General features: G+C 60.9%; 10 protein-coding genes and 1 pseudogene. 4 read left to right on the top strand and 7 right to left on the bottom strand.

Annotation, left to right across the window (positions count from 1 at the left end):
• A partial coding sequence (locus GNZ13_RS36085) for a helix-turn-helix domain-containing protein (protein ID WP_172173622.1) occupies nt 1-277 on the bottom strand: 277 nt, incomplete at its 3' end.
• A 1,146-nt stretch (nt 278-1,423) separates the two neighbouring features.
• Between GNZ13_RS36085 and GNZ13_RS51730 the strand changes: the two are divergent.
• Nucleotides 1,424-1,598, top strand: a pseudogene (locus tag GNZ13_RS51730) (alkene reductase); the annotation flags it as partial.
• Between the two features lie 27 nt (nt 1,599-1,625).
• Here the strand turns inward: GNZ13_RS51730 and GNZ13_RS36080 are convergent.
• The 5 genes from GNZ13_RS36080 to GNZ13_RS36060 all read right to left on the bottom strand — a co-directional run bounded on the left by GNZ13_RS36080 (nt 1,626) and on the right by GNZ13_RS36060 (nt 6,125).
• Nucleotides 1,626-2,441 (bottom strand): TlpA family protein disulfide reductase, encoded by an 816-nt coding sequence (locus GNZ13_RS36080; RefSeq protein WP_172173619.1) that lies wholly within the window; start codon nt 2,439-2,441, stop codon nt 1,626-1,628.
• 62 nt (nt 2,442-2,503) lie between these two features.
• A complete protein-coding gene (locus GNZ13_RS36075) occupies nt 2,504-2,983 on the bottom strand; it encodes a DUF417 family protein (protein WP_172173616.1) in 480 nt (159 codons plus the stop codon).
• 144 nt (nt 2,984-3,127) lie between these two features.
• Nucleotides 3,128-3,664 (bottom strand): carboxymuconolactone decarboxylase family protein, encoded by a 537-nt coding sequence (locus GNZ13_RS36070; RefSeq protein ID WP_172173613.1) that lies wholly within the window; start codon nt 3,662-3,664, stop codon nt 3,128-3,130.
• A 145-nt stretch (nt 3,665-3,809) separates the two neighbouring features.
• Nucleotides 3,810-4,847, bottom strand: a complete 1,038-nt coding sequence (locus tag GNZ13_RS36065) for a ribonuclease Z (protein WP_172173610.1) — start codon at nt 4,845-4,847, stop codon at nt 3,810-3,812.
• Between the two features lie 93 nt (nt 4,848-4,940).
• The gene (locus tag GNZ13_RS36060) at nt 4,941-6,125 is read right to left on the bottom strand and encodes an FIST signal transduction protein (RefSeq protein ID WP_172173607.1); all 1,185 of its coding nucleotides are present in this window, start codon (nt 6,123-6,125) and stop codon (nt 4,941-4,943) included.
• A gap of 184 nt (nt 6,126-6,309) precedes the next feature.
• Between GNZ13_RS36060 and GNZ13_RS36055 the strand changes: the two genes are divergently transcribed.
• The 3 genes from GNZ13_RS36055 to GNZ13_RS36045 all read left to right on the top strand — a co-directional run bounded on the left by GNZ13_RS36055 (nt 6,310) and on the right by GNZ13_RS36045 (nt 8,899).
• A complete protein-coding gene (locus GNZ13_RS36055) occupies nt 6,310-6,918 on the top strand; it encodes a TetR/AcrR family transcriptional regulator (RefSeq protein WP_172173604.1) in 609 nt (202 codons plus the stop codon).
• A 121-nt stretch (nt 6,919-7,039) separates the two neighbouring features.
• The gene (locus GNZ13_RS36050) at nt 7,040-7,849 is read left to right on the top strand and encodes an oxidoreductase (protein ID WP_172173601.1); all 810 of its coding nucleotides are present in this window, start codon (nt 7,040-7,042) and stop codon (nt 7,847-7,849) included.
• 48 nt (nt 7,850-7,897) lie between these two features.
• Complete coding sequence (locus GNZ13_RS36045; protein ID WP_172173625.1) at nt 7,898-8,899, top strand: NADP-dependent oxidoreductase; 1,002 nt, start codon at nt 7,898-7,900, stop codon at nt 8,897-8,899.
• A gap of 339 nt (nt 8,900-9,238) precedes the next feature.
• Here GNZ13_RS36045 and GNZ13_RS36040 read toward each other — a convergent pair.
• Nucleotides 9,239-11,557 (bottom strand): WD40 repeat domain-containing protein (locus tag GNZ13_RS36040; protein ID WP_172173598.1); only part of this gene is annotated, 2,319 nt, incomplete at its 5' end.

The raw sequence follows: 11,557 nt of genomic DNA, 5'->3' as shown, positions 1-11,557 counted from the left end.
AAGGTGGTGCGATGGCAATGCGCTCGTAGTACGTCCGCAGCACATCAGCTATAGGCGCTTCCAAGGCCTTGGCCCTGGGCGTTGCCTCCATACCATTCGGTGATCTTACGAATAGCGTGTCGCCCAGATGCCGACGGAGACGCTGCAATGATTTGCTGATAGCGGATTGCGTGACACCAAGATTCTCGGCTGCGAGCGTAAGACTACGACATTTTCGAATCTCGTCAAATATCACAAGCAGCTTCAGGTCGATGTCAGGTAACTTGTGGAAATCCATTGGCCGTTCTCCGTCAGGTCTGACAAGCGCCTGCGGTTTTCGATTGGGGGTTGTGGAAGCGTTCTCTCCACGCGCTCTTAACATCGAGCATGCAAATGACAATTCGCAGTTGCTCCCCAGCTTGCTGCAATGCGACATTCAACGCCGTACCTCCTCGCAACTGTCTACGAAGACGTTTGCATAGCCTTTGGAGAATGACAATGTCGCGGCAGTATTTCATGCTACGTAGCCGCTAGTAAGGCGTCAATAGAGGCCCGCCCGAGGATGCCCCGCCCTGGGCCCTGGGGGATGCCCCAACGCCTGGTTGACCTGTACTGTCTTCCTACAATCGCAGGATAGCCACCATGATTGCGCTCGCAAGATGAGCATCTTGTCCTGCGCTGCTATTGGAGACTAACCCACAACAAAGTACACGTCGCCACGCATAAGCACTCCTCGCGCAAATGCTTCGGTACTCGTACCGAGGTTCCTCCCCTCCGCCTGAGTTCACCCATGACCTATTCGGTCCTTGAGCGATTTGGAAGCGACTTGCGTCTTCGCATGTTGCAGCAGCATTAGATTGATGCGAGAGCACATCGAAGACCACTGTTATCTCTCATGGCGAGCCTTGGAGTTTCGTGCGACCAAGCATGGCGGAAAAACTTCATTGACCTGCAGTGCGATACCGCGTTGATTTGCAGAGGTCACCTCCGCGGCATGGCAAGCATGTGATACCTGACAGGGCGTACCGCCCGGTCAGATAGACGACCGGCAGAACCTACTGCGATTCAGTCGTCGAGGGTCCTTTCTTGCCCTGGCCACCGCGTCGATCCAAATCAAGCCAAAGGTGGACCTCCAGATGCTCGCGGATCGCAACCTGCCTCGAGTCGGTGACCGGCTGCAATTGCCAGGAAAGCAGCTCTTCATTGACGGCCGGCCGTTCGGCCGGATTGGGTCGAGAGCACTCACCCGCAGACAGTGAAACCTGACATTCACGGCTGACAACGGGTGAACGTCAGGAAAGCGACTGGTGGCCGCCTTACGGCAGTCGTTACCCGAGTGTCGGCAAAGGCCGACGAACTGCCGCCCGGGCAACTTTCGGCAATCGGCAGTTGATCTTAAGTTTTGTTCGACGCCTGCCCTCGTCCGCTGCACCATGAGCGCACGGCGGGTCACGCGGACCTCGTAGCGTTTGGCCGCCACTTCATCGCCAATTCCGATCTGCGCCGAGCGCCTGCAGCTGAATTTGCCACTCAACCCATACGACCGCAGCACCTTCTACGGCGGCGACGCACGTGGTTTCACCAACTATCCGTTCCACGCTGAAACTCAGGTGGCGTAAGTCTTTGCCCGCGCCATCCTGAGAATCTCATTGACCGGGACGCAAAACAGCGGCGGGGTACAAACGGCTGATGGTCGCCTCAAACGTCGCTTGCGAAAACCGGCCGAGATGACGCTCTAACATTCGCCCCGACGCATCGTAAAAGAGTGTGGTCGGGTATGCGGTCGTTTCTGTAGCCTTGGCAACGCTGAGTTCGGGATCGAACAGCGAATTAGCGATGCGCAAATTCAGCGCCTTCATGAATGCATCCACGGTATCGCGCCGCTCCCCCTGGTTGACAAACACCAGATTCAATCCTGGGTATCTTGCCTGGGCGTTTGCAAGTACCGGCATCTCGGCCTGGCAAGGCGCGCACCACGTAGCCCAGAGATTGATGACGAGCGGTTTTCCGTCACGCGGAGCAAGAGCCTGCATGGTTCCCGCTTCATTGATAAGTGACGCAGTGGGCACTGCGCCGGAATGGTTTAAGTGAGTGGTCGCCATGCTCGTCGCCCCCCACGTTGCCAGTCCCACGACAGTGGCGATCAGCAACGGTCGTCGACTGCTCCTGCGCCGCATGAGGATGAACGCAATGACCGCGATGCCTGCCGCTACCCCGGAAAATGTGTCGAAGCCGGCGTCTCGAAAATCGACCATCTTCAAGAAACTACCGTTGTAGCTGGGCAGATAGTGCAGAACAAACGATATGCGTGCGACGATCAATCCGATCATCGTGCTGGTAAAAATCGCCGGCTCGATATCTTTGCGACGCTTGTCGACGAGCCAGCCTGCAAAAACGGCAGCCGCAATGCTTAAAAAGAAAATAACCAGGTCAATTGGGAGAGAAGCAGGTCCGATGTTCATGCTGTGGAATCCTTCGGCTTTTATGGAGCAACGACGCCAGGATACGACATAGATCCGAGCCTTTACGACGCCGCAGCGCGCGGCGACAAAGAGGCGAGAAGCAGTGTAAAGCAAGCCGCCAACAGGGCGACGTCCTTCAGCAGAAACTGCTCCAGCAAGGTCGAGATGATCGGGAAACCGGTCGGGCTTATTTGAGTGATACCCGGCGTACTGAGTACAAAGGACGTCGTCAGGAGGAAGGTGGCGCTCGCCATCGCCGCTCCTAAAGCGGACACCGCCGGAATCATCGATCCGATGATCAGAGCGGCTGCGGTCGTCAGTTCGATCGTCCCCACAATCCGGGCTTCACCTCTTACGCCGAACACGCCCAACCAACTCATAAACGGGCTGTGTGAGATCAACGGCGCGATGGCGTCGGCCGCATAGGGCGTGAATTTCTGTATCCCGAACCAGATGAAGATGGCCACCATCGACCACCGCAAAAATGCCAGATGCAGATAAGTCCCGCTGCTCTTTTCTGCCACTTGGAAATGAATGTTCATGATCTTTCACACTGCCTCTGTAGAAGTTGCGATGTATTTGTCCTGGCGGCGCGCGACACATTCGGCTGTTCGGTTCGTCACACTTGCCGAATGCCTGCAGTGAAAGGAGCAGGCGCTGCGAAGGAACGCCTGTCCCGTTGCGCATTACCTGACCGGCGGGAAGTCCACGTCGGTGTCGTTGATGCGGTTGAAGGTGTTGGTGAACACCGTCAGCGCGATGGCCAACGAGATCTCCGCAAGCTGCGCGTCGGTGAAGCCGGCCGCCTTGATCGCCGCGAACTCGTCTGCGCGGATCGTGCCGCTGGTTTGCTGCAGGTTTTGCACGAAGCGCACCAGCGCGTCGCGCCTCGCGTCCCCGGTAGGCTGGCCTGCACGGATCAGCTTGAGCGTCTCCGGCGATAGGCCCGTCATCTTGCCCAGCATCGTATGCGCTGCCACGCAGTAGTCGCATCCGGTGAGCTCACTGACGAGCACTTTGATCGTTTCCACTTCCTGCTTGCTGAGCGTGCCGGAAGCCAGCACGCCTTCGGCATTCAGCACCGCCTTGAGTACTTCGGGCGACAGCGCGCCTAGCGCAACGAACAGGTTCGGGATGCTGCCGGCGGCGTTCTTGACCTGGGCATAGACTTCGGCAGTCGCGCCAGTGGCGGACTCAACTGCGGGTACGGTGATTCGACTCATGGTGTTACTCCTTCATCAGGTGGGTAGGAGTCTTCACTTTAAGCCGAAGGAGTGATATTTTTAAGTCTAAAAATGCTCAATAAAATGCTCATTCGTATCATTTCTTTCAGTTGGCCGGGCAACGCGGACATCGCGTTCATCCCGTCTAATCGGGCTTTTCGTCACCCAGAACCGACGTAGCGGACCACGCCGCCTGCACTTCTGCAATCAGTGCTGCCGAGCGTCCTTCGTAACGCGGCGAAAAGTGGAACGGTACAACCGCCCGGGCGCCGATCCGGCGCGCGATCAGACCCGCCTGGCGGGCCGTCAGGTGATTCTTGCGCAGGGCATGGGTCTTGTCCTCGTCAAGAAATACGCTCTCGATAAAAAGCAGGTCCACGTCGTGCATCAACTCCGATAGGGTCGCTACGTTCGGTTCCGTATAGCGCAAGTCCGTTACGTAGCCAATGCGCCGCCCGGGAACGACGTCGAGGATCAGGTGACGCAGTTCGCCGACCTGTCGGGTCATCGCGTGCTCGCCATGCCGATCGCGCCACTGAACCTGAATGGGCGTCTCGTCGGGGGCGCCGGTCAGCACCGCATGTTTCAGTTCGCGCAGCCACGCACCCGTCGACACCCCCAGCGCCGCGAGCCGGTCCTTCGCGACGATGACGCGGGCCTTCTCCTCGAGCACGTACGCAAGGCACGGGATGTCATGATCGACAAATCGGCCACGCACGCGAAAGGTTGTTTCGTTGTGCACCACGTCGTCAGATCGGTCAAAGGATGGGCTGGCTTCGCGGGCGAACTGTCTCCGACTTGAAAAGAGTGCGCGCTGCTCGCCACCGTCCACTCCGATTTCGCGTGCGTCGATCACCAGATCGACCGCGTAACGATGCACCACGTTCCAGGTGTAGGCGCTCAGCTTGTGTTCGATTTGTGTAAGAAAGTTGGGTCCGCCAAACATCACGATGCCAAGCTTGCGCCCGAGTATCACGCGCAAGAGATGATCGAATCCGGAAAAATGGTCCATGTGCGTATGGGTAACGAACACATGTGACAAACGCATCAGGTGGCGGGGCAGCAGCCTGGAGATATCGCCAAGATCGAAAAGGAGGGCACGCCGTTCGTCGCAAAAGTCCACGTATAGACCTGGGTCGCCAAACGCGTCATTGACAAGCCTTGGTTTGAAGAGGGCGTGCATGAATCTGTCAGGGCGGCGTACGAATGGCTGTTGTGGATGAACGCAGTATGGATATTCTTCGTGCTATGGCAAAAATCGGAACCGCCCGGAGCGTCAGTCCGGGCTCGTAAAGACCGTCAATACGCCGGTGTAGCCGTAAAGGTGATTCCTTGCAATCTCGCCGCCGGCGAAGAATCCCACCAGCGGTACTTCGCCTAGGGCATTTCGCACCGTCTGCAACTCCGCATGCCGCGCTCCGAAGTGAGGCCCGCCCCGTCCCGAGCAACTGACATACAGGGCGCCCGACATGTGCCCCGCCGTGCCGCTTTCCAGTTCCGCGCGGATTTCCGTTGCAATGCGCACCAGATCGACCCGGGCAGCCTCGGGGTTGCGCGTGCAAAAGGCCAGATGCATGCCGGGCTCGACCCGATCCGCAATCGCCAGGACCCGGTGCTGGGTATCCACGCCCACCAGGTGCCGCACGAGTGTATCCGCGCCGAACTTTCCAGGCCATTTCGGCACGTCCTCGGCGCCGGTGCTCAAGCCCGCCAGGGTGGTAGACAGCGCCTGCGACAACGCATCGATTGGCAGATCCCGGTCGAGTCCAAGATCCTGCAACACGCAATCGAGTGCGGGCTTGCCGTCCAGCGTGCCCACCAGATTGTGTTGGGCCTGGGTGATGGTGCGCACCGGCCCGATGGGCTGGCAGCCCTGCGTCACGCGTGAGATCAGACCGACCTCGGGGCCGAAGAGCACGCCGGACATTCCCCCGGTGAACACGCCATCCGCCATGTGCAGCGGACGGTTTCGCGCCGAGGATAGGCCGCCGAAGAGATAACCCGTGGTCGTGCGGGCGCTCAGTTCGTGCAGCAATTCTTGCACGTCCGGCGTGCTGCCCTCGGCATGGACCAGCGCGGTATGGGCCACGAACCCGGAGGATGTCGCAGGCAGTGGCTGCAGGCCGGAGAATAGCCGGAACGATTCCCGTGGCAGCGGCGCGACCATCAGCACCAAGGCCGGTTCGTCGATGTATTCGATGCCGCTGGCGGCCACACCGACACCGACCGTACCGACCCAGGCGACGCCTGGCTGACCCCGGTGCAGTTCGTCGAGGATCGCCTCGGACGCGGGTGCGTAATAGTCGCTCACGTAACACCAGCCGAGCGTGAACGGAGCGGATTCGTCAAGCTGCGCCGCACGGGCCGCAATTTGGGTTTGAATTTGCCTCTGGCACTCGGCGAGAGCCACCCGCCAATCGGCGTGGGCGGCGTGAGCGTGGACAAACGAAGCGCGGGACATGGCCCAACCCTGTCGAAGACAACAATAACTTGGACCTCCGCTGGCAAGGCATGTTCAGCCGGCCGTTGAGAAACCCGAGATCAGACTCAGCATCCTGACGGGAGTCGCGCACGTTTGCGCTGCCTGGTGAGGCCTTGATCTCCATCGAGACTACTCCGCACAACAAATTGTGCCGAAGTAATATATGATGATCATCATGCAAAAGTCATCAGTCACCAGGAAACCGGTCGGGCGTAAGGAAATCACGCATGAGCGCATCGTGGAGGTTGCCGCGCGCGCGATCCGGCGCAGCGGCTACGACGGGACGGGCGTGGCCGACATCATGAAAGAGGCCGGCCTGACACATGGCGGCTTCTACGCGCACTTTCCATCGCGGGAGGTGCTGCTCGCTGAAGCGGCCGACCGCGCCGGCGCTGAGTCGGTGGCCCTGTCGGAGCAAATCGCCGCCTCTGTGCCACCGGAGCAGGCATTACCGTCGATGGTGCGCGCCTATCTGTCGAAGGAGCACCGTGAAGGCATAGAGACGGGCTGCCCGATCTCCGCCCTTGGCTCAGAGATGCCGCGCCAGGCACCGGTCGTGCGACGCGCTGCAACCCGCCGCATCAAGGAGATGATCGATGTCGTCGCGCGCCAGTTGCCTGATTGGGGCCAACCGGGTGCGCATGAACAGGCACTGATGATCGTTGCCACAATGGTCGGAACCATGGTGCTGGCGCGCGCCGTCGACGACCCCAAGCTGTCGGACAGTTTTCTTGACGCTGCATTGAAGAAATTCGCACCCGCTGACGAGTAAATCCGCTTGTTCGACGTGCGTTTTTGCTGGATCAAAAATATGATGACCATAATATTTTTGGCAGGACAAACGCTCGACTAGCCATGCAAAGGCATTGCTCACCATCTGAAGGAAGGACATTATGAAAAGCGGAATAGCCCTCGTTACGGGCGCCTCGTCGGGTATCGGCGAGGCCACTGCGAACCGCCTCACCACGGCCGGGTACAAGGTCTACGGCACCAGCCGGCGCGGTGCACAAGCCGGCCAGCGGACGTTCGAGATGCTGCCGCTGGACGTGACTAGCGAAGCATCAGTCGAAGCGGCTGTCACAGAAGTACTGCGCTTGCACAACCGCATCGACCTGCTGGTGAACAACGCCGGCTTCGGCGTAGCCCCTGCCGCTGCCGAAGAAAGTTCGCTTGACCAGGCCCGCGCGATCTTCGATACGAACTTCTTCGGGATTGTGCGCATGACGCGTGCCGTGCTGCCCCATATGCGGCAACAAGGTAGCGGCCGCATCATCAACATCGGCTCTGTGCTGGGTTTCTTACCCATGCCCTATATGGCGCTGTATTCCGCCACCAAGCACGCCGTTGCAGGCTATTCGGAGTCGCTCGACCATGAGTTACGCACGCTGGGCATCCGGGTGTCCGTCATTGAGCCTGCCTACATCAAGACGCCCTTTGACGCCAACTTCATGGCGCCCGACGTCCCCCTCGACGAATACCGCGAGGTGCGCGCGGCTGTAGATAAGCGCGTCAAAGAGGTGGTCGAGGGCGCCGACGGTCCTGAGGTCGTGGCCGAGACCGTTCTACGAGCCGCTCTCGCGGCCCACCCGAAGCTTCGCTATGCGGCGGGGGGGCTCGCCGGCCGTCTGCGGTTGCTACGGAGATTTGCGCCTGTGGGCCTGGTGGACGCCGGCATTCGCAAAGATCTGCGGCTCACAACATAAACGCTATTACTTTATGCAACGAGAAACTGACAGGAACAACGAACCATGATGAAAGCATTCGTCGTCGATCGATATGGACGCAAGAGTGGCATACGCGCCGGCGATATGCCGGTTCCGGACCTGCGTGAGGACGACGTGTTGGTCCAGATTCACGCCGCTGGCGTGAACCCGCTCGATTCAAAGATCAGGGATGGCGAGTTCAAGCTAATTTTGCCCTATCGTTTGCCGCTGATTTTGGGCAACGACCTGGCTGGGGTCGTTGTCCGGGTCGGATCGCGCGTGCGGCGATTCAAACCGGGCGATGAGGTGTATGCGCGACCGCCCAAAGATCGGATCGGTACTTTCGCGGAATTTATCGCGATCAAGGAAGCGGCGGTGGCGCTCAAGCCCAAGGCGCTCAGTATGGAAGAAGCGGCTTCAATTCCGTTGGTGGCCTTAACAGCGTGGCAGGCGCTGGTCGAAAAAGGTCAACTGAAGAAAGGACAAAAGGTATTGATACACGCCGGCTCGGGTGGTGTTGGCACCTTTGCCATTCAACTGGCCAAGCATCTGGGCGCGATCGTCGCGACGACAGCGAGTGCCGCGAATGCCGGATTGATGAAGCAACTTGGCGCTGATATCGTCATCGATTACAAGAAAGACGACTTTACCGCCGTGCTGAAAAACTGCGACGTGGTGCTGGATACGCAAGGCGGAAATACGCTCGAAAGATCGCTGCGAGTTCTCAAAACGGGTGGCAAGCTCATCGGGATCGCCGGTCCACCCGATCCTGATTTTGCTAAACAGATGGGGGCCTCCCTGTTCCTAAACACGGTGATGCGCTTTCTAAGTTATCGCATTCGAAGAGCGGCGAAACGTCGTGAGGTCACTTATTCATTCCTGTTTATGCGTGCCGATGGCGACCAACTAGGCCAGATCGCTACGCTCATTGACTCAGGTGCGATCAGGCCCGTGATCGATCGAATCTTTCCGTTTAAGTCAACACGAGAGGCTTTGGCTTACGTCGAAACGGGACGTTCAAAGGGTAAAGTCGTCATCAAGATCCGATAGAGGGAGAGATCTCTATTTGATTTCTCGCAGACGTAACGGCACATGCTCGACGTGAATTTCTTGGACCGCTGAATGTCAACGTCCGTTGTCAGCGTGGAGCCGACCTTCAAACGTCCTCAGAAGAATCAAGAGGAACGGCGGCTCCTGGCCGAACAGAGTTTGATGCGATCGGCATAGACCGACCCATTCCGGTCCGTCACCTTGCCGGAGAGCGACGCTCACGAACCAGTTGTCATCGCAATCGTGCCAGTTGCCTGTTCGTCGGCTAGGGAAGGCAATCGGTTGCGCTGGCCGTGATATGGGGTGAACGTATCGTGGCATGCCGCTCCGGTCTCCACGTTACCGTTCACACACGTTTTCGCCCTGGCGCCCGCGTATGAGAGAAAGGGCAGCTTCATCATCGGCTGTGAGCAGGTTTGCGCCCACGAGCTTTTCCTTACACACAGCTTCAGCCAGGCGCCGACCTCGATACTGCATGAGCCATCGGATAGGCCACACCCGCGCGGTCCCGTCAGCGGACGCGGTCAACACCCGCTGGCCGTCCGGGCTGAAGGCGACGGAACCAACTGCCCGCTGATGTCCGCTGAGCTGCGCGATCACCTGGCCAGTCTCCGCGTCCCACACCCTCGCGGTCTGATCCGCGGACGCGGTCACTACCCGCTGGCCGTCCGGGCTGAAGGTGGCGAAAAAAACTGCTCCCTGATGCCCGCTGAGCTGGGCGATCTGTTTGCCCGTGGCCGCGTCCCACACCCGCGCGGTCCTATCCGCGGACGCGGTCACCACCCGCTGGCTGTCCGGGCTGAAGGCGGCGGAAAAAACTGACCCCTGATGCCCGCTGAGCTGGGCGATCTGTTTGCCCGTGGTCGCGTCCCACACCCGGGCGGTCTGATCCCCGGACGTGGTCACCACCCGCTGGCCGTCCGGGCTGAAGGCGGCGGAATCAACCGACTCCTGATGCCCGCTGAGCTGGGCGATCTGTTTGCCCGTGGTCGCGTCCCACACCCGCGCGGTCCCATCCCAGGACGCGGTCACTACGCGCTGGCCGTCCGGGCTGTAGGCGGCGGAATCAACCGGCTCCTGATGCCCGCTGAGCAGCAAGATCTGTTTGCCCGTGGCCGCGTCCCACACCCGCGCGGTCCTGTCCGCGGACGCGGTCACTACCCGCTGGCCGTCCGGGCTTAAGGCGGCGGAGTAAACCCACCCCTGATGCCCGCTGAGTTGGGCGATCTGTTTGCCCGTGGCCGCGTCCCACACCCGCGCGGTCTGATCCCCGGACGTGGTCACCACCCGCTGGCCGTCCGGGCTGAAGGCGGCGGAAAAAACTGCCCTCTGGTGCCCGCTGAGCTGCGCGATCTGTTTGCCCGTGGCCACGTCCCACACCCGCGCGGTCCTATCACGGGACGCAGTCACCACCCGCTGGCCGTCCGGGCTGAAGGAGGCGGAAACAACCGGCTCCTGATGCCCGCCGAGCAGCAAGATCTGTTCGCCCATCGCCGCGTCCCACGCGCGCGCGGTCCGATCCACGGACGCGGTCACCACCCGCTGGCCGTCCGGGCTAAAGGCGGCGGTGTTCACCGGCCCCTGATGTCCGGTGAGCTGCGCGATCACCTGGCCGGTCGCCGCATCCCACACACGCGCGGTCTTGTCATCGGACGCGGTCACTACCCGCCTGCCGTCCGGGCTGAAGGCGGCGGAGCTCACCGGTCCCTCATGCCCGGCGAGCAGCGCGATCAACTGGCCGGTCGCCGCATCCCACACCCGCACGGTCTTGTCATCGGACGCGGTCACCACGCGCCAGCCGTCTGGGCTGAAGGCGGCGGAGAAAACCGGTCCCTGATTCCCGGTGAGCTGCGCGATCACCCGGCCGGTCGCCGCATCCCACACCCGCGCGGTCTTGTCGTCGCACGCGGTCACCACGCGCCGGCCGTCCGGGCTGAAGGCGGCGGAGAAAACCAGTCCCTGATGCCCGGTGAGCTGCGCGATCACCCGGCCGGTCGCCGCCTCCCACACCCGCGCGGTCCTGTCCGAGGACGCGGTCACCACGCGCCGGCCGTCCGGGCTGAAGGCGGCGGAGAAAACCGGTCTCTGATGTCCGGTAAGCTGCGCGATCACCTGGCCGGTCGCCGCGTCCCACACCCGCGCGGTCCCGTCCGCGGACGCGGTCACCACCCGCCGGCCGTCCGGGCTGAAGGCGGCGGAATAAACCCACCCCTGATCCCCGCTGAGCTGCACAATCTGTTTGCCCGTAGCCGCGTCCCACACCCGCGCGGTCCTATCCCGGGACGCGGTCACCACCCGCTGACCGCCCGGGCTGAAGGTCGCGGAATAAACCCACCCCTGATGCCCGCTGAGCAGCGCGATCTGTTTGCCCGTAGCCGCGTCCCACACCCGCGCGGTCCTATCCCAGGACGCGGTCACCACGCGCTTACCGTCCGGGCTGAAGACGGCGGAATCAACCGGCTCCTGATGCCCACTGAGCAACGCAATCTGCATTGATGCATGCGCGCCACGCATGAGTTCCAGCTCTGCTTCTACCGATCCCGGCGAGAGCCAACTCTTCCCCATCGCCAGCATGGCGAAGCGCATTCCGCGGTCATAAATTCCCGCGTCGTTCGCCGTCGTCGCGGCCGACGCCAACACAAGGGAAGTCTGGCGTGC

The sequence above is a fragment of the Paraburkholderia elongata genome (assembly GCF_013177735.1).
Classification (GTDB): Bacteria; Pseudomonadota; Gammaproteobacteria; order Burkholderiales; family Burkholderiaceae; genus Paraburkholderia; species Paraburkholderia elongata.
This window is presented reverse-complemented; position numbering and strand designations above follow the sequence as displayed.

Excerpts from the sequence above, each read along its gene's own strand:
- GNZ13_RS36080 (WP_172173619.1), bottom strand. The coding sequence starts at position 2,441 with ATGAACATCGGACCTGCTTCTCTCCCAATTGACCTGGTTATTTTCTTT.
- GNZ13_RS36075 (WP_172173616.1), bottom strand. The coding sequence starts at position 2,983 with ATGAACATTCATTTCCAAGTGGCAGAAAAGAGCAGCGGGACTTATCTG.
- GNZ13_RS36070 (WP_172173613.1), bottom strand. The coding sequence starts at position 3,664 with ATGAGTCGAATCACCGTACCCGCAGTTGAGTCCGCCACTGGCGCGACT.
- GNZ13_RS36065 (WP_172173610.1), bottom strand. The coding sequence starts at position 4,847 with ATGCACGCCCTCTTCAAACCAAGGCTTGTCAATGACGCGTTTGGCGAC.
- GNZ13_RS36060 (WP_172173607.1), bottom strand. The coding sequence starts at position 6,125 with ATGTCCCGCGCTTCGTTTGTCCACGCTCACGCCGCCCACGCCGATTGG.
- GNZ13_RS36055 (WP_172173604.1), top strand. The coding sequence starts at position 6,310 with ATGATGATCATCATGCAAAAGTCATCAGTCACCAGGAAACCGGTCGGG.
- GNZ13_RS36050 (WP_172173601.1), top strand. The coding sequence starts at position 7,040 with ATGAAAAGCGGAATAGCCCTCGTTACGGGCGCCTCGTCGGGTATCGGC.
- GNZ13_RS36045 (WP_172173625.1), top strand. The coding sequence starts at position 7,898 with ATGAAAGCATTCGTCGTCGATCGATATGGACGCAAGAGTGGCATACGC.